Source organism: Kitasatospora sp. NBC_01302, from assembly GCF_035976515.1.
In the GTDB taxonomy this organism is placed as follows: domain Bacteria; phylum Actinomycetota; class Actinomycetes; order Streptomycetales; family Streptomycetaceae; genus Kitasatospora.
Map to the genome: position 1 here is coordinate 446,483 of NZ_CP108404.1, position 17,834 is coordinate 464,316.

15 protein-coding genes and 1 pseudogene are annotated in these 17,834 nt (G+C 72.5%); 10 read left to right on the forward strand and 6 right to left on the reverse strand.

Annotated elements, in window-relative coordinates; all coding sequences use genetic code 11:
* Positions 1-162 precede the first annotated feature (162 nt).
* Both OG294_RS02135 and OG294_RS02140 read left to right on the forward strand, forming a co-directional pair.
* Positions 163-876, forward strand: a complete 714-nt coding sequence (locus tag OG294_RS02135) for a DUF4232 domain-containing protein (RefSeq protein WP_327064640.1) — start codon at positions 163-165, stop codon at positions 874-876.
* Positions 877-918: 42 nt separating this feature from the next.
* Positions 919-1,458, forward strand: coding sequence for a GNAT family N-acetyltransferase (locus OG294_RS02140; RefSeq protein WP_327064641.1), 540 nt, complete (start codon positions 919-921; stop codon positions 1,456-1,458).
* Positions 1,459-1,495: 37 nt separating this feature from the next.
* On the opposite strand, the gene OG294_RS02145 is transcribed toward OG294_RS02140, so the two are convergent.
* Positions 1,496-2,401, reverse strand: coding sequence for an oxidoreductase (locus tag OG294_RS02145; RefSeq protein WP_327064642.1), 906 nt, complete (start codon positions 2,399-2,401; stop codon positions 1,496-1,498).
* A gap of 458 nt (positions 2,402-2,859) precedes the next feature.
* On the opposite strand from OG294_RS02145, the gene OG294_RS02150 reads away from it, so the two are divergent.
* A complete protein-coding gene (locus OG294_RS02150) occupies positions 2,860-4,845 on the forward strand; it encodes a S9 family peptidase (RefSeq protein ID WP_327064643.1) in 1,986 nt (661 codons plus the stop codon).
* Between the two features lie 135 nt (positions 4,846-4,980).
* Here the strand turns inward: OG294_RS02150 and OG294_RS02155 are convergent, their stop codons facing one another.
* A complete protein-coding gene (locus OG294_RS02155; RefSeq protein WP_327064644.1) occupies positions 4,981-6,072 on the reverse strand; it encodes a vWA domain-containing protein in 1,092 nt (363 codons plus the stop codon).
* Between the two features lie 369 nt (positions 6,073-6,441).
* Between OG294_RS02155 and OG294_RS02160 the strand changes: the two genes are divergently transcribed.
* The 6 genes from OG294_RS02160 to OG294_RS02185 all read left to right on the forward strand — a co-directional run bounded on the left by OG294_RS02160 (position 6,442) and on the right by OG294_RS02185 (position 12,086).
* Positions 6,442-7,296, forward strand: a complete 855-nt coding sequence (locus tag OG294_RS02160) for an SCO6745 family protein (RefSeq protein WP_327064645.1) — start codon at positions 6,442-6,444, stop codon at positions 7,294-7,296.
* 300 nt (positions 7,297-7,596) lie between these two features.
* Positions 7,597-8,358: a GNAT family N-acetyltransferase gene (locus tag OG294_RS02165; RefSeq protein WP_327064646.1), complete on the forward strand. Its 762-nt coding sequence runs from the start codon at positions 7,597-7,599 to the stop codon at positions 8,356-8,358.
* A 137-nt stretch (positions 8,359-8,495) separates the two neighbouring features.
* Positions 8,496-9,404: an ABC transporter ATP-binding protein gene (locus tag OG294_RS02170; protein ID WP_327064647.1), complete on the forward strand. Its 909-nt coding sequence runs from the start codon at positions 8,496-8,498 to the stop codon at positions 9,402-9,404.
* A 10-nt stretch (positions 9,405-9,414) separates the two neighbouring features.
* Complete coding sequence (locus tag OG294_RS02175) at positions 9,415-10,155, forward strand: ABC transporter permease (protein ID WP_327064648.1); 741 nt, start codon at positions 9,415-9,417, stop codon at positions 10,153-10,155.
* Between the two features lie 3 nt (positions 10,156-10,158).
* Positions 10,159-11,460, forward strand: a complete 1,302-nt coding sequence (locus OG294_RS02180) for a sensor histidine kinase (RefSeq protein ID WP_327064649.1) — start codon at positions 10,159-10,161, stop codon at positions 11,458-11,460.
* A complete protein-coding gene (locus OG294_RS02185) occupies positions 11,457-12,086 on the forward strand; it encodes a response regulator transcription factor (RefSeq protein ID WP_327064650.1) in 630 nt (209 codons plus the stop codon). Before OG294_RS02180 ends, OG294_RS02185 begins: the two co-directional genes overlap by 4 nt.
* 170 nt (positions 12,087-12,256) lie before the next feature.
* Here the strand turns inward: OG294_RS02185 and OG294_RS02190 are convergent, their stop codons facing one another.
* Both OG294_RS02190 and OG294_RS02195 read right to left on the reverse strand, forming a co-directional pair.
* The gene (locus OG294_RS02190) at positions 12,257-12,970 is read right to left on the reverse strand and encodes a hypothetical protein (RefSeq protein ID WP_327064651.1); all 714 of its coding nucleotides are present in this window, start codon (positions 12,968-12,970) and stop codon (positions 12,257-12,259) included.
* A gap of 253 nt (positions 12,971-13,223) precedes the next feature.
* A complete protein-coding gene (locus OG294_RS02195) occupies positions 13,224-14,936 on the reverse strand; it encodes a pyruvate dehydrogenase (RefSeq protein WP_442789303.1) in 1,713 nt (570 codons plus the stop codon).
* Between the two features lie 380 nt (positions 14,937-15,316).
* Between OG294_RS02195 and OG294_RS02200 the strand changes: the two genes are divergently transcribed.
* Positions 15,317-16,648 carry an MFS transporter gene (locus OG294_RS02200; RefSeq protein WP_327064653.1) on the forward strand — a complete coding sequence of 444 codons (1,332 nt, stop codon included), beginning with the start codon at positions 15,317-15,319 and terminating at the stop codon, positions 16,646-16,648.
* Between the two features lie 112 nt (positions 16,649-16,760).
* On the opposite strand, the pseudogene OG294_RS02205 reads toward OG294_RS02200, so the two are convergent.
* Together OG294_RS02205 and OG294_RS02210 are read right to left on the reverse strand one after the other, a co-directional pair.
* Positions 16,761-16,925: pseudogene (locus OG294_RS02205) on the reverse strand (VOC family protein); the annotation flags it as partial.
* 37 nt (positions 16,926-16,962) lie between these two features.
* Complete coding sequence (locus OG294_RS02210; protein WP_327064654.1) at positions 16,963-17,808, reverse strand: fumarylacetoacetate hydrolase family protein; 846 nt, start codon at positions 17,806-17,808, stop codon at positions 16,963-16,965.
* Positions 17,809-17,834: the final 26 nt, after the last annotated feature.

Below are 17,834 nucleotides of genomic sequence, written 5' to 3' on the forward strand. Positions count from 1 at the left end.
AAAGACTTCTGAATCCCTCTCAGGAAATTCTCATCCAGGCGGAACCGGACGGGTCCTGCGCTGTGTCCTCTCCTCCGAGTACGCACAGCCGGGCCCCGGGCAGAGGTGGCCCCTCGGCTGTTCCGATGATCCGGGGGGATCCCCATGCGCTCGCGTTTCCTGTTGACGGTTTCCGCCTCCGCGCTGCTGGCCGGTCTCGGCCTGACGGCCTGCGGTTCCAGCTCGACGGCCGGCCCGGCGAAGGCCGCCGGGGCCGCGCCGGCATCCGCCGCACCCGTGTCCGCCGCACCGATCGCGGGCCAGTCCGCGGCACCGGCGGCCCCTGCACCGGCGGCCGTCACGCCGGTCGCGGGCCAGTCGGCCACGCCCGCCCGGGCCACGGCTCCGGGCTCCGCCACACCGGCCGGTGCCACGGCTCCGACGCGCTCGGGCGGCCCGCAGGCCGCCAAGTGCTCCGCGCAGAACCTGAAGTGGACCCTCACCAACCTCGCCGATGCGAGCACCGACGCCAAGGACCCGGCGAACGCCGAACTCGTCGCCCTCAACTCCGGCTCCGACAGCTGCACCCTGGCCGGCTACCCGAAGCTCGAATTCCACGTGGGCAAGGGGCCGCAGGCCCTCGGAGTCGGCAAGGGCACCCCTGCTGCGGTGACGCTGGGCGCGGGCCGGAAGGCGGTGATCGCCCTGCGCTACTCCGAGCTGAACGGCAAGGGCCCAGACAGCGGCAACTGCCTGGTCACCGCCGAATCCGCCGATGTCGCCGCCCCGGGTGACGCCACCGTGGTCCGGGTCCCGGTGGTGGACCGGAACGGCAAGCCGGCCCAGATCACCATCTGCGGCGACGAGGTCCGGATGAGCCCGCCGGTCGCCCAGTAGCTGTCGCGTCCGGTCGGTTCGACCACGTGTTAGCGTGCGCGGATGGGAGATCTGGGATCCATAACGTGGCCGCCCGAGCCGATCACGACCGAGCGGCTCGTGCTCCGTGCGCCCGAGGCCCGGGACCGGGCGGCATTCATCGAGCTGCTCGCCTCGCCGGAGGTGCACACCTTTCTCGGCGGCCCCCGGCCGCGGGAGGAGCTGGAGCGCGAGATGCCCGCGGTGCCCGAGCCGTGGCCCGGGAGCTTCGTCGTCGAGCTCGACGGGTCGATGATCGGCCAGATCCTGCTCAGGCGAGCAGTGGAGGCCCATCGCCCGGCTGCCGCGGGGAAGGCCAGTCTCGGCTACCTGTTCCTGCCGCGGGCGTGGGGATCCGGGTACGCCACCGAGGCGTGCGCGGCGGCACTCGGCTGGCTCGCCGACGCGCTTCCCGGCGAACCGGTGGTGCTCGCCACCCAGAGCGCCAACCTCGGCTCGATGCGTCTCGCGGCGAAGCTGGGGTTCACCGAGGTGGAGCGGTTCGAGGCCTGGGGCGCCGAGCAGTGGCTCGGCAGGTGGTCCCCGGTCACGCCGTCCGGCTGAAATCCCGCGCGGTACAACGGTCCGTCACATCGCCGCCTCAGGCGTCGGTCCCGGCCGGCTTGTCGAGGAGGGTCAGCTCCTCCTCCGTCAGGCGCAGGGCGCCGGCGGCGATGTTCTCGCTGAGATGCGCCGGGTTCGCGGTGCCGGGAATGGCCAGCACGTGCGGACCGCGGTGGAGGGTCCAGGCAAGCCGGACCTGGGCGGGCGTCGCACCGTGGGCGCGGGCGACGGTGTGAACACGCGCGTCCTGCTCCTGCGCCGGGACCGCCTCGCGTCGCAGCCCCGAGATGGCGAAGAACGGGACGAAGGCGATGCCCTGCTCCCGGCACAGGTCCACCATTCCGCTCTCGTCGGCGCGACGCCAGTCCAGGCCGTAGGAGTTCTGCACGCAGACCACCGGCGCGATCGCCTGCGCCTCGGCCACGTGCTCCGGCTTGACGTTGGAGAGCCCGAGGTGCCGGACCAGGCCCGCTTCGCGCAGCTCGGCGAGGGCGCCGAAGTGCTCGGCGATCGAGGCCGTCCCGGGGCCGTTGCGGCGCAGGTTCAGCACGTCCAGGTGGTCCCGGCCGAGCTGGCGCAGGTTCTCCTCGACCTGGCCGCGCAGTTGGTCGGGACGGGCCATGGTGAGCCACTCGCCGGAGGGGTCGCGCCCCGGGCCGACCTTGGTCACCACGACCACGTCCCCGCGCCAGGAGGCCAGGGCGCGGTTGACGAGCTCGTTCGCGGACCGCAGGGGCGAGAAGTAGAAGGCGGCCGTGTCGATGTGGTTGACGCCCTGCTCGAACGCGCTGTGCAGCAGGCGGACGGCGACGTCGCGGTCGATCGGTGTGCCGTCGGAGTTCCCCTTCACGCCGTTGCCGGTCAGCCGCATCGCGCCGTATCCGACGCGGTTCACCTCCAGGTCCCCGAGCTTCCAGGTCCCTGCTGCTGCCGCTGCGCTCATTGCTGCTCCTTCACTCGTCGGTTCGTCAGGCTCTGGAGTATGGAGCGTTCGCGGGGTGCTGTGACAGGTCGACAGGCTGGGCAAAATGTCACATCCGCATCGGGAACGATCCACCACCGCCCAGCTGTTGTACCTGTCGAGACACGTCGAGGAAACGACGTGGCCCTGCCGCAAAACCGAGTCGTCCGTTCGGTGGTCCACGTGGTCAGCAGCGATGCCGCGGTGCTGGGCCCTGCCTGGCGGAGCCTGACCGGCTCGGTCGTCGGGTCGGCGTTCACGCCCAGGCGCAGCAGCGGCGGCGCACGTAGTCCGGCTCCCCGCGCGCACGGCGACGGTGATCGCCCGCCGAGCGGTCGATGCCGAACTCAGGCGGACCGTTCTCCGCATTCCGACTGACGCCGACCCGGTCGTGCGACACGATGTCCGCCTGTCGTCCTCACGAGCGAAAGGCAGCCCGCATGCCGCACCTCGCACCGCAGCCGACTCCCGAACCGACCGATCCGCTCACCGCCGACCTGGTGGTGGACGTTGCCGCCGCCGTGGCACCGGCCATCTCGCCGGACGGCCGCCTGGTCGCCCACGCAGTGGTCGCGAACGGCGGACGGGACGGGCGTCCGCACGGGTCCGTCCGGGTCACCGCCGCCGACGGCAGCACATCCCCGCGCAGGCTGACCGACGGCACGGCCCGCGACCTCGCCCCGAAGTGGGCGCCGGACTCGGCCGCCCTCTTCTTCACCTCCGACCGCGAGGAGCAGGGCACCGCCCAACTCCAGCGGATCCGCCTTCATGGCAGCGAGGACACCACCAAGGCCGAGGCCCTGACCAGTTGGCGCGGCGGCATCTCCGACCACTGCCCGCTCCTCGACGGCCGCACCGTCGCCCTGCTCGCCGAGGACGAACCCACCGCCGAGGACGAACGCCGGGAGGCCGAGCGCGACGACGCCAAGGTCTGGGGCCGGCACCTTCCCGCCACCCGGCTGCGCCTGCTCGACCTGGAGACCGGCGCACTCCGCACCGTGGACGGCCTCGGCGACCGGCACGTGGTCGAGCTGGCCCAGCGGCCGGACGGCGGCCCGCTGGCGGTGCTGAGCTGGTCCAGCCCTGAGCTCGACCCGGGCGCCAGGACGGCGGAACTGCACCTGGTCGACCCGGGCTCGGCAGGCGTCCGCGACCTGGGTCCGGTCGGGGCCGAGGCTCAGTCCCCGGCCTGGTGGAACCAGAACGGTCTCTGGCATCTGGCCTACTTGGCAGTGACTCCTGCGCCCCTGGCAGAGCCTCCTGCGCACCTGATCGGCGGGCTCGCCGTGATCGACACCGTGCCGCCGCCGACCGGCCCGGCCGTCGAACACCGCAACCTCACCGTCGGCATGTCCGTCTGCCCGACCGAGCTGGTGCAGGTCGCGGACGGGCCCCCGCTCGCGCTGTGCGCCGACGGGCTGGACACCGCGCTGTACCGGCTCGACCCGGAGTCCCTGCGGTTCCACCAGGTGTCCGCCGCCCCCGGCATGCTCGCCGGGCTCACCGCGAGTCGCTCCGGGGAAACCGTCGCCCTGCTCGCGAGCACGGCGTACGAGCCCAAGAACGTCCATGCGGGACCCACCGGCGGACCATTGGTCCGGCTCAGCGACACCGCGCCGGAACTGCGCAGGATCCGCTGGGGCGTCCAGCAGCGCCTCGGCTACCAGGCCGCCGACGGAATCCCGTTGGACGGCCTGCTGATCCTGCCGGCCGGCCGTACCAGGGACAACGGTCCCTTTCCGCTCGTCACCCTGGTCCATGGCGGCCCCTACTTCCGCCATGCCGACGAATTCACCCTCAATCCGGTCGATTGCGGCCAGTGGCTGGCGACCGCCGGGTACGCGGTCTTCCTGCCCAACCCCCGAGGCGGCTCGGGGCACGGCCACGCGTTCGCCGCCATGGTCGCGGGCGCGGTCGGCGGCGACGAGTGGACCGACATTCTCAGCGGAATCGACCTGCTGGTGGCAGAGGGAGTCGCCGACCCCGAGCGCCTGGGAATCTCCGGATGGAGCCACGGGGGCTTTGTCGCGGCCTGGGCGACGGCGCGTACGGACAGGTTCAAGGCCGCCATCATGGGTGCGGGCATCAGCGACTGGGGCATGCAGGCCGGGACCGGCGACTGGGGGATCCTCGACGCGGCCCTCGGCGGCAGCACCGGGTGGGAGGGCCCGGGTCCACACGTCCACGACCGGCACAGTCCAATCTCCTACGCCTCCAGGATCCGCACCCCGGTGCTGATCCTGCACGGCGAAGAGGACACCATTGTTCCGCTCGGCCAGGCGATCCACTTCCATCGCGCCCTGCGCCACTTCGGGGTCGAGCACGAGTTCGTCGTCTATCCCCGCGAGGGCCATGGGCTCGACGAGCGCGCCCATCAGCTCGACGCCCTCCGGCGAATCCGCGCCTGGTTCGACCGCTGGCTGTAGGCCCGCGCCTGGCGTGTCCCGACGCGTGATCCGGCGCTTCAGCAACGCATCCGGCGTCGGCACAGGCTGCGCCGCCTGAAGACCGCCCCCTTGGGAAGCTCCGGGGGCGGCCGCGCGGGCAGCACCAGCTCTCGGCTACAGGAGGACGAGCAGCTTGGTGTCCGGCACCAGCTTGCGGTTGACGGAGGTCGACTGGACGAACACCGTGTACGCCGGATTGTCGCCCGGCTTCACCGTGGCCTCCGACTCCGGCAGGCCGAGGAGCCGGCGGGCGGCCGGGCCCGAGAACACCCTGCCGGTCATCCGACCGGTGGTCAGGTCCTTCTCCGCGACGGCGAGTTGCTTGCTGCCCTGGATCTTCTCGCGCTTGGACAGCTCGTAGAAGGCGCAGCCGGTCCGGTACGTGTGCCCGGCGCGGGTGACGAAATCGCGGATCGGCGACTGCTGGTCGACCGGGATCAGGATGTACGTGCCGGTGTCCAGGGCATCGAGATTGGCCTTCACCTCGGCCGTGCTCAGGTCCTGCCCCATGGCGAACAGGTTCTTGGTGCCGCGCACGCCCTTCTCCCGGCCGCGCAGGAAACTCGTGGCCGCCGCCTTGACGGTGCCGATGGCCTCCTCGACGCCCTTGCTGGAGTCCGCGTCCCAGATCGCGATGTTGCCCGCCGGGAATCCGTACTCCTGAGCGGTGCGCTTGGCCAGGGAGTTCGGGACCAGGATCGCCGAGGTCCAGTGGTCGGGGAGACTGTCCATGGCGCCCTTGATGCGGCCTATCCACGTGCGCAGGACGCTGGTGCCCCGGTTGCCGGCCATCCGGATGTGCATCTGGCCGCTCTCCGAGAAGCCGGACGCGTTCTCCTCGCCGTCGGTGACGACGACCTGGAGGAAGGAGTGCTCCCCGTACTCCTCCCAGATGTTCTTCAGGTCGTCGATGGATTTCACGGCGGCCTCGATCAGCGCCGTCGCACCATTGTTGACCTCGTAAAGGCCGCGCAGCGACGGCAGGTGCTTGACGTCCATGTCCCAGACCAGATTCCTGACCTCGTGGTCGAATGCGTAGAGGCTGATGCGGGTCTCGTGGCCGAGCCGGTCGGACTCCTCCTGAAGGCCCTTCACGAACTCGTCCACCACGCGAATGAGCTGCGATTCGTGACGGTGCATCGAGCCGGAATTGTCGACCACGAGCGAAACGTGGTTGACCTTGTGCTTGATCCTCTTCGCAGACATGGTTGTACCCCTTTTCCCAACGCACTTTTCGACGCCTTTCCGGCGCCCCCTCCGACGTTGGTTCCACACTATGGTGGGGCACTGACAACGCGTTCCGACCCGGGATTCCCCGGCGCCGACCACCCGTCAATTCCCCTTTCCTTGACGGTGGCGGGGCCTGGCACCAGCCACCCCGGCCCGGGCCCCGGCCCCAGCTCCGGCCCGAGCCCCGGCGCGCGCCGGCGGTGCATCGCCCACGCCACCGCCGGCGCGGCCGATTGTCCGCCGCCGGCCGGGGTAATCAACCCCCTTGGCGCGAGCGGCGCGGTCGTCGGCCACCCGCGCCACGGGGCCGTGACCGTCGCGGCCCGCTCCGACGGAAGGCTTCCGATGTCCGAGGTTGTGCACCCCGCCCGCGCCCTGTGGTGGCTGTTCGAGCCGATCCACGCCGTGACCTACTTCACGCCCGAGGGCCGCGAGGCCTTCGAGTCCGCCGGTCTGCGCGGCTTCTGGCGCGGCTACTTCGCAGGACGCTCCGCTCCCCTGGGCCCGGTGGACGCGCCACCGGTGATCGCCGCGTTCTTCAACTTCGCCCCGGTCATGGTCGAACGGGCACTGCCCGCGATCTGGGAGTCGGCGGACCCGGACACCGCCCTCAAGGCCAGGCTGTCGGGCTCGACGGCGGCGCTGGAGCGGCTCCTGGAGACGGTCGACCCGGAGTCCATCGAGCGCTCGGTCGACCTGCTGGAGCGCGCGCTCGACCAACTCGACTGCGGCGGGCGGGTACTGGCCGCCGCCAACGCGGCCCTGCCACGCCCGGACGGCCACCTCGCCCGGCTGTGGCACGCCACCACGGTGCTGCGCGAGCACCGGGGCGACGGCCACGTGGCGGCGCTGGTGGCCGAGGGCCTCGACGGCTGCGAGGCCCTGGTCGTGCGCTGTTCGCTCGACATCCCGCGCGAGACGCTCCAGCCGATCAGGGGCTGGAGCGACGAGGAGTGGGAGGCCGCCACGGCACGGCTGGTCGAGCGCGGGTGGCTGAACCCCGACGGCACGATCAGTGCCCAGGGCCGGGCCCGGCACGCCACCCTGGAGGCCGCCACCGACCTCTGCGCCTCCCGCATCTGGGCCGGCTTCCAGCGACGGGAACTGGACCAACTCGCCGCCGCGCTGCGCCCGATCGCCACCCGCTGCCGGGCCGAACTCCCCTCGGTCAACCCGATCGGCCTACCGACCACCGGGTGACGTGACGGAACCCCCGACGGCCGCGGTCCGCCCGCAGCCCTCGGGGCGCTCGGGGCGCTCGGGGCGCTCGGGGCGCTCGGGGCGCTCGGGGCGCGAGCATGTCCCCACGGCCGGGGCGGCGCCGGGATTCCCCGGCCGGCGGTGGGGGGTGCCGCCAGGCCCCGGCGGCGCCGCCGGGGCGGTGCCGGGCCGTGCTCGGTCGAGTGGCCTGCACACCGGGTTCCCGCCGGTCAGGGAGACGGCCGGCGGCAGCCGCGAAAAGCTGTTGCCTGCGGCAGCGGGCGGGTGAACCATGACGGGGTGTCGGATCTGCCTGAGCGCGTGACCGCCTTCCGCGCCGCCTTCGCCCGCCGTCAGGCCGCTGAACTCGTCGAGCTGTCCGGGGCCTTCGCGGTTCGCGACCCTGGCTTCTCCCGCTCTCAGGAGCACAACCAACTGATCGTCGAGGCCTCGGACGCCGACCCGGCGGCGCTGCCGGGGCTGGCCGTGCAGGGCCTCGGGCCGCGTCGGCAGTACCGGATCACCGTGCTCGACGAGGTGTTCGGCACGCGAGCCACCCCGGTGCTGGCGGCGGCCGGCTACGAGCGGGACACCGAGCTGGTCATGGCCCGGGAGACGGCCGGCTACGCGCTGCCCGCACGCGCCGCGCACCCGGTCGAGCTGGCCGAGCTGCGAGCGGCGGTGTTCCGCCAGCAGCAGGAGTGGACCCCGGACGAGGACCTCGCCCAGCAGCTCACCGAGCGCCGCACCGCCCGGCTGCGCGGCGCCGACACGGTGCTCTTCCTGGCCGCCCGGGCACCGGACGGCCAGATCGCGGCCTGGGCCGACCTCTACCTCGACCGGACCACCGGGCTGGCCCAGCTGGAGGACCTGGTCACGGCCACGCCGCACCGTGGACAGGGCCACGGTGACACCCTGCTCGCCACCGGCCTGGCGCTGGCCGCCGCTGCCGGGATCCCGCAGCTCTTCCTCCTCGCGGACGCGAACGACTGGCCGCGCGCGTGGTACGCCCGCCGCGGCTTCACCCGGCTCGGCCACAGCCACTCCTTCCTCAACCGCTGACGGCGGGGACCGACCGATGACCGGCTACTGACTCCCCCCATCCACCGATCGGTTGATGCAGGCATCCACCGGGCTGCGCCCCAACCCCAGCCGTACAGTCGATTCGGCACACCCGTGCCCACTGACACGCTCCTCGTATGGCAATCATCGAGGTGGAGAACCTCGTCAAGCGCTACGGCGACAGCACCGTGCTGAACGGGGTCGGCTTCGCCGTCGAGCCGGGCGAGATCTTCGGCATCCTGGGCCCCAACGGGGCCGGCAAGACCACGACCGTCGAGTGCATCGAAGGGTTGCGCAGCCCGGACGGCGGAATCGTCCGGGTCTGCGGCATCGACCCGCAGCGCGACAACGGCGAGCTGCGGCAGGTGCTCGGCGCGCAGCTCCAGGAGAGCGAGCTGCCCGACAAGCTCAGGGTCGGGGAGGCGCTGGAGCTGTACAGCTCCTTCTACCGGCGCCCGGCGAACTGGCGGGAGCTGGTCGAGGTCCTGGACCTCACCAGCAAGCTCGGCACGCAGTTCCGGCGGCTGTCCGGCGGGCAGAAGCAGCGGCTGTCGATCGCGCTCGCGCTGGTCGGCAACCCGAAGGTGGCGGTGCTCGACGAGCTCACCACCGGCCTCGATCCGCAGGCGCGCCGCGACGTGTGGGGTCTCATCGAGCACATCCGCGACCGGGGCGTGACGATCCTGCTGGTCACACACTTCATGGAGGAGGCGGAACGGCTCTGCGACCGGCTGGCCGTGATCGACTCCGGCCGCGTCGTCGCGATCGACACCCCGGCCGGGCTGGTCTCCAGGGTCGACGACCGGCAGCGGGTCCGGTTCCGGCCGTCCGGGCCGCTGGACCAGGCCCTGCTGACCGTGCTGCCCGAGGTCACCTGCGTCGAGCGGGCCGGCAGCCAGCTCGTCGTGACGGGCACGGGAGACCTGCTGCTCGCCGTGACCAGCGTGCTAGCCCGCCACCAGATCACCGCGGCCGACCTGCGGGTCGAGCAGACCTCGCTGGACGACGCGTTCGTCGCGCTCACCGGCCGCCCCATCGAGTCCTGAGGAGTCCGCCATGTCCCCCCTGCTCCGGCTCACCGCGACCGAGACCCGACTGTTCCTCCGCGAGCCGATCGTGGTGTTCTTCGCGCTCGCGTTCGCCCCGATCCTGCTCGTCGTCCTCGGTTGCGTCCCGTCGATGCGGCAACCCAGCGCGGCCTTCGGCACCATGCGACCGATCGACGTGTACCTGCCGGTCATCGTCGCGATGGGCATCTCGCTGTTCGCGCTGAGCGGTCTGTCCCAGCTGTTCGCCACCTACCGGGAGAAGGGCGTGCTACGGCGCATGCGGACCACTCCGGTCAGGCCGGGGGTCATGATCGGCGCGCAGCTGCTGATGGCCACCGTCCTGTCCACGGTGACGACGGTCGTCATGCTCGTCATCGGCCGGCTGGCGTTCGACGTGGGCCTGCCCCGGCAACTGCCGGGCTTCCTGGTCACCTTCCTGCTGGTGGCGCTGGCGATGTTCGCGATCGGTCTGCTCGTCGCCTCGCTCGCGCCGACCGGCAGGAGCGCCGGCGCGATCGGTTCCCTCGTGTTCTTCCCTCTCGTGTTCTTCGCCGGCCTCTGGCTGCCGCGCGCCAGGATGAACGACGCCCTGCGGACGATCAGCGACTTGACGCCGCTCGGCGCCGGCGTGCAATCATTGCAGGACACCACCGCTGGTCACTGGCCGCAACTGCCGTACCTGGCCGTCCTGCTGGGGTGGACGATCGTGGCCGGCGGGCTGGCTGCACGATACTTCCGCTGGGAGTAGCTGGTGAGCATCGAGGCCGAGCTGCGTGAGGAGTTCGACCGCTGGGAGCGCAAGGAGGCGGCGACCTTCAAGGTCCTGCCGTACGTCCTGCTGGCGATCAGCGTCACGATCACGCTGCTGCAGCTGATCCGGAGGACGCCGGAGCACTTCTCGACGGTGCTGGGGCTGTCGATTGCGGCCGCGCTCTGGATGCTCTGGTTCCACCCGCTCCGCCCGGAGTGGCGCCGGAACCGCTCACCGGGCTCGGTGAGTTCACCGACGGGTCTGTACTACGCCGGACTGATGGCGCTGGCCGCAGGCCTGGTGGCGATCGCGCCCTGGTACGGCCTGTTCGCCTTCGTCGGCTACCCCCAGGCGTTCCAGCGTCTGACGGGCCGCCGGCGCTACGTCGGCGTCGCCGTCACGGCGATGATCTCGGCGGTGGCCTTCATGGGCGGGGTGGCCGGGATCGACCACGCCCACCTGTGGTGGGCGTGGTTGGCCGTCGGCCTGATCTCCTCGCTGCTGGCCGGGGTGCTCTCCTACTTCGTCGAGATGGCCGACCACCGCAACGGCAAGCAGAAGCAGGCGCTCGTCGAGTTGCGCGAGGCCAACCTCAAGCTGGAGGCCGCACTGGCGGAGAACGCCGGCCTGCACGCCCAGCTGATGGTCCGGGCCCGCGAGGCCGGGGTGCTGGACGAGCGGCAGCGGATGGCACGGGAGATCCACGACACGCTCGCCCAGGGCCTGGCCGGCATCCTCACCCAGCTGCAGGCCGGCGAGCAGGCGCTGGACGAGCCGTCAAGGTTGCACCGGCACATGACGAACGCGACGAACCTGGCCCGCGAGAGCCTCGCCGAGGCCCGCCGGACGGTCCACGCGGTCGAGCCGACGGTGCTCGCCGAGGCCCGGCTCCCGGACGCGATCGGCGAGGTGACCAGGCGCTGGTCGGCGCTCCACCGGATCGACGCCGTGCTGACCACCACCGGCGACGCCCGGCCGATGCACCCCGACATCGAGGTGGCGCTGCTGCGGACCGCGCAGGAGGCACTCGCCAACGTGGCCAAGCACGCGCGAGCCGGCCGGGTCGGCCTGACCCTGTCCTACATGGAGGACCTGGTCACCCTCGACGTGCGGGACGACGGGGTGGGCTTCGAGCCGAACACCAAGCGGGCCAACGGTTCCACGAACGGGGGCTTCGGACTCGCCGGTATGCGGCAGCGGGTGCAGCGCCTCGCGGGGCGGTTGGCCGTCGAGTCGGAACCAGGGGGCGGCACGGCGATCTCAGCGACCGTACCGGCCATCCCCGCGGGAGGTGGGAATTGATCAGGCTGTTGATCGTCGATGATCACCCGGTGGTACGGGACGGGCTGCGGGGCATGTTCAGTGCCGACCCCCGCTTCGAGGTGCTCGGCGAGGCCGCTGACGGCGCGGAGGCCGTCGCCGCCGGGGAGCGCCTGCGGCCCGACGTGATCCTGATGGATCTGCGGATGCCGAGGACCGACGGGGTCGCCGCCATCAAGGAACTGGCAGAACGCGATGTACCGGCGCGGGTGCTGGTCCTCACCACGTACGACACCGACAGCGATGTGGTGCCGGCCATCGAGGCGGGCGCCACCGGCTACCTGCTGAAGGACGCGCCGAGGGAGGAGCTGTTCCGCGCGGTGGAGGCGGCCTCGCAGGGGCGGGCGGTGCTCTCCCCCACTGTCGCGACCCGCCTCATGGGGCAGCTGCGCAGGCCCGCCTCCGCGCCGCTGTCGCAGCGTGAGCTGGAGGTCCTCGGGCTGGTCGCCAGGGGCTCGACGAACCGCGAGGCGGCGCAGAAGCTGTTCATCAGCGAGGCGACGGTCAAGACGCACCTGCTGCACGTGTACGCGAAACTCGGCGTCAGCGACCGGGCGGCCGCCGTCGCCGCCGGGTTCTCCCGCGGCTACCTGACAGCATCGGGCTGACGGGCGGCCTCAGGTGGCTGCCTCGGTGGTCGGGCAGAGGCGGGCGGTGGGCGTCGGGACTCGGCGGCGCCGATGCGAAGGTCGGGGTCCCGGACGCAGGCCTCCGTCGACGTGCGGTGTCCGGCCCGTGCGGGCCGGACACCGCGTGCGGGGGTGTCGGGTGGGGGGGGTCAGCGCACGAACACGGTGAAGACCGGGGAGGCGACGTGGCCGCTGACGATGCGCAGGTCGTTGAGCCCCTTGATGCCCAGCTCCACCCTCAGCTGGTAGGCGCCGTGGTGGTTGGTGTGCATCGAGGCGGGCAGGGGCACGAACCTGCCGTGCTGCTTCTGCTGCAGGGTGATCGTGCTGCCCGGTGCGATGCCGCTGGTGGTCCCGGTGACGTGGAACTGGTGCCAGGCCTGGACCGACTTCACGGACGGCTTGGCCGTGATGGCAGCGTGCGTGACCGCGGCGTGCGTGACGGCGGCGGCGTGCGCAGCGGGCTTCGGGGCCGGCTTGGCGGCGGAGCTCTTCGGCACCGCCGGGGCGCCGTGCATCCACCGCGGCAGGCCGTGCGGGCCCGGGCAGGGGTGCCCATGCGGGCCGGGGTGCGGGCGCGGTGCGCAGTGCACCCCGTTGGTGGCCGGGGCCTGGTTGCCGCCCTGGCCCACGGCCACGTAGCGCCCGTCGGGCAGCTGCACGTACCTGGTCTGGGCGTTGGTGGGCCCGGAGGTGCTGCCGGCCTGGCCCGCGGGTTGGTCCTGCCCGTTGGCGGTCTGCACGTACCTGGTCCGGGCGCTGGTCGTCGCGGACGCGGTGCCGGCCAGGCCCAGGGTGGCTGCCGCCGCAACGCCGGCCACGCCCGCGGCGGCGAACCGCGTCGTCCTGTGCGTGTTGCGCATGGGTGAACTCCTCTCGGGGAGCGGTGCTGCGCCGCGTCCCGGACGGCCGTGTCACGGCACGGCCGGGCCCGGGGCGGCGGGCAGCACCGCGCGGAGTCGGTGGAGGAAGGCGGATCCGGTTCGCGGTCCGCGACCACGACCAGCTCCGTCGACTCCCAGCCTGGCGCTCCGCCCGCCCGGCGGCGTCCACCGTTCGGCCCCCGTGGCGGTTGACCGCCCCTCCCCCGCCCGGCAGGCGGCCCGGCACCCCCGCTCAGGGGCGCGGGATGTTGCGCAGGTTGCTGCGCGCCAGGTCGACCATCCGGCCCACCCCGCCCGCCAGTACGGTGCGCCCCGCCGCGAGCGCGAATCCCTTCAGCTGGGCGGCTGTGATGTGCGGCGGGATGGAGAGCGCGTTCGGGTCGGTCACCACGTCCACCAGGGCCGGCCCGGGGTGTGCCAGGGCCTGCGCCAGTACCTCGCGCACCCGCCGCGGCTCGGTGACCCGCCAGCCGCGCACCCCGGCCGCCTGGGCGATGGCCGCGTAGTCGACCGCGCCGTTGTCGATCTCCGCCTCGGGGTAGCCGCTCACCAGCATCTCCAGCTTGATCATGCCGAGCGCGCCGTTGTTGAAGACCACGGTCTTCACCGGCAGCTGGTACTTGCTCAGCGTCAGCAGCTCGCCCAGCAGCATCCCGATCCCGCCGTCGCCGGACATCGAGACCACCTGACGCCCGGGCTCGGCGAGTTGGGCGCCGATGGCGTGCGGCAGCGCGTTGGCCATCGAGCCGTGCAGGAAGGAGCCGATCACCCGGCGGCGCCCGTTCGGGGTCAGGTAGCGGGCCGCCCAGACGTTGTTCATGCCGGTGTCGACGGTGAAGACCGCGTCCGCGGCAGCCACTTCGTCCAGGACCGAGGCCACGTACTCCGGGTGGATCGGCAGGTGTTCGGCGATGTCCTTGGTGTACGCGCCGACCACCGACTCCAGCGCCTTGAGGTGCTTGGCCAGCAGCCCGTCCAGGAAGCTCCGGTCGGACCTGGGCCGCAGCGCGGGCAGCACCGCCCGCAGCGTGGCGGCCACGTCGCCGTGCACCGCGAGCTCCAGCGGCGTGCGGCGTCCGAGCCTGGTCGCGTCGTGGTCGATCTGCACGGTGCGGGCCTGCGGCAGGAAGGAGTCGTACGGGAAGTCGGTGCCGAGCAGCAGCACCAGGTCCGCTTCGTGCAGCGCCTCGTGGCAGGCGCCGTAGCCGAGCAGCCCGCTCATCCCGACGTCGTAGGGGTTGTCGAACTGGATCCACTCCTTGCCGCGCAGCGAGTGCCCCACCGGGGCGAGCAGGGCGCCGGCCAGCTCCATCACCTCGGGGTGCGCCCCGCGCACGCCCGCGCCGGCGAAGAGCGCGACCTTGTCGGCGCCGTTCAGCAGGCCGGCCAGCTCGGCCACTTGCGCCGGTGGCGGGGTCAGCACGCCGCGCTCGGTCAGGAACGCGCCGCTGCCGGTGGGGCGGGCCGCGGGCAGCGCGGCCACGTCGCCGGGGAAGACCAGGACGGAGACGCCGCGCGCGCCGAGCGCGTGCTGCACCGCCACCCGCAGGATCCGGGGCAGCTGCGCCGGGCTGGAGACCATCTCGCAGAACCCGCTGCAGTCGACGAAGACCCGTTCGGGGTGGGTCTCCTGGAAGAACCCGGTGCCGATCTGCGCGGACGGGATGTGCGAAGCGAGCGCGAGCACGGGCAGGCCGCTGCGCTGGGCGTCGTAGAGGCCCTGGATCAGGTGCGTGTTCCCGGGGCCGCAGGATCCGGCGCAGACGGCGAGCCGCCCGGTCAGTTCGGCCTCCGCCGCGGCTGCGAAGGCGCCCGCCTCCTCGTTGCGCACGTGCACCCAGGAGATCCCCTCGGTGCGGCGGATCGCGTCCACCACGGGGTTCAGGCTGTCGCCCACCACGCCGTAGACGCGTTCCACGCCCGCCTGCCGGAGCACCTCGACCATCTGCTCGGCCACACTGCTCGCCACTGTGCACCACCTGTCCGTCGCTTGTCCGTCGCCGTCCGTCGATCCGCCGGTCGGGCCCGGGGCGCGATCGGCGCCGGGCCGACCCAGTGTCAGCCGGGGGCCGGCGCGGCACCAGTGGGCGACACGCCGCTCGGCGTCCGACGCGGCGTCGGACGTCGCGAGTGCCGCAGCGGCACGCCGCGTAAGTATGAAGATCCCATGGTGCTACCGGAGGGCCTGATACAACACGGAGGACCCGGGTGTCGACGGGACGACGAAGGACACCCGCCACTGCCATCGTCACGTCACTGCCCAGGTCAGGCACGCCCCGGCCGGGAGACTCGTGTTCGCCATGGCCCTCAGTGGAGGACGGGGACTTGCCCACATGGGGACGGCCCATCGGCCGCAACGCACCAGCACGACCGCACTCCGGCACGCGACGGCCCGGACTGCTGCACGGAGCCCTGCGCAATCCGAACTTCCGGCGCTACGCGACCGGCCAGGCGGTGTCGAACACCGGTACGTGGATACAGCGGGTCGCCCAGGACTGGCTCGTCCTCAAGCTGACCCACGGCGACGGGACGGTCCTCGGCATCACCACGGCCCTGCAGTTCCTGCCGCTGCTGCTGCTCGGCGCCTACGGCGGGGTCCTCGCCGACCGCTACCCCAGACGCCGGATCCTGCTCATCACCCAGGCCACCCTGGGCTCGCTGGCGCTGACCCTGGGACTGCTCACCGTCAGCGGCACCGTGACGCTGGGCAGCGTCTACGCCCTGGCCCTGGCCGTGGGCCTGACCCTGGCCGTCGACCAGCCGACCCAGCAGGTGTTCATCGCCGAAGCCGTCGGCGCGGACGACCTGCCCAACGCGCTGGCGCTGAACAGCACCGCCTTCAACCTCGCCCGGATGACCGGCCCGGCGCTGGCCGGGCCGGTCATCGGGCTCTTCGGCATCGGCCCCGCCTTCCTCCTCAACGCCCTGTCCTACGCCGTCGTCCTCGCCGTCCTGCTGCGCACGAAGGCCGGCACCCTGCACACCCGCACCGCCCCCGGAGCCGGCGGCGGCGGGCTGCGGGAGGGGCTGCGCTACGTCCGCGACCGCCCGGACCTCGGCCTGCCGCTGCTCCTCGTCGCCTTCGCCGCCGGCTTCGGCATGAACTTCCAGATCACCACCGCGCTGATGGCGACCAAGGCGTTCCACGCCCGGGCCGGAACCTTCGGCCTGGGCCCCACCGCACTGGCCCTGGGCGCGGTCGCCGGTTCGCTGGCCGCGGCCTCGCGACGGCCGGCCACCCGGCACGATCTGGTGGCCTTCGGGATCGCCTTCGGTCTGCTGGAGACGGCGACCGCCCTGATGCCCTCCTACCCGTCCTTCCTGCTCCTGCTCGTGCCGACCGGGGCGACCATGCTCCTGCTGATGAACGCCGCCAGGACCCGTCTCCAGCTCGGCAGCGCCGACGCGATGCGCGGGCGCGTGATGAGCGGCTACGCACTCGCCTCGCTCGGCACGACCCCGCTGGTGGCGCCGTTCATCGGCTGGCTCTCCCAGCACTCCGGCGCCCGCGCCGGACTCGCCGTCGGCGGGCTGGTGTCGGTCGCCGCCGCCCTGGCGGTGGGCGCCGGCTACCGGCGCCTGGGCCGGGACACGGGCGGGGCCGGCGCGTGGGGCAGCATCTGGCCGAGGCGGACCAGCGGCGAACTCCCGGGCTGAGCCCCTCGTGCGGAAGGCGTCACGCGGTGAACAGCTCGGGATGCTCCTCGGCGTACTCGCGCACGCCGCAGGCCGGTCGGGGGCCGACTGCGGGCGGGGACGGGGCCGGGGGTCAGGTGTGCGAGCCGGTCATCAGGTCGGCCAGGTCCTCGGGGGCGAGAAAGGAGGGCGGGGGCGGCGGACCCCAGCTGTACATGCTCCGGGCCCCCTCGAAGACCTCCGGCGTCCACAGCTGGTCCTCGCGGATGCAGTCCAGGTCGGCGTAGTACTCACTGAACGGTGCTTCCTGTAACGGTGGTGGTGCGGTGCCGCGTTCAGTGGTGGAAGGTCTGCCGCAGCTCGCCGATGCCCTTGATCCGGCTGACGAGTTCGTCGCCGTCGGCCAGGAACCGCTGCGGGGTGCGGCCGAGGCCGACACCGGCCGGGGTGCCGGTGAAGATGACGTCGCCGGGCTGGAGCGTGAGGATGGCGGAGAGCTTGGCGACGAGCGCGGGCACGGAGAAGATCAGGTCCCGGGTGCGGCCCTTCTGGACGCTCTCCCCGTTGACGGCGCAGCCGAGCTCCAGGTCGTCGGGGTCGGCGAACTCGTCCGGGGTGACCAGGCACGGACCCATCGGGGTGAAGCCGGGGAAGGACTTCCCGAGGCTGAACTGCGGTACGGGGCCGGCCATCTGGGTAATGCGCTCGGACAGGTCCTGACCGGCGGTCAGGCCCGCGACGTGCTGCCAGGCGGACTCGGCGCCGACCTGGCGGGCCTGGGCGCCGATGACGACGACGAGTTCGACCTCCCAGTCCGTGTGGCCGCCCTCGGGCAGCCGGACCCGGGTGACCGGTCCGGTGATGCTGGAGACGAACTTGGTGAACACCGGCGGCAGCGTGTCCGGAACGGTGAAGCCCGTCTCGTCGGCGTGGGCGCGGTAGTTGAGGCCGATGCCGAGGAGCTGTCCGGGACGCGGGGCCGGGGAGCCCAGCGCGGCGGCGTCGAACGGGGTGCCCTCGGGCAACCGGGCCTGCGCGGCCCAGGCGCGGAACGCGGCCCACTGGGCGTAGACCTGCTGCGGGTCGCTGGAGAAGCGGCCTTCGCTGGCCCGTTCGACGTCGACGGCCGAGGCGTCGTCGGTCAGCAGGACCAGGCGGTTGTCGAGGTTGGCGATGCGCATGGCGGGGGCTCCTGAGGAGAGTGGGG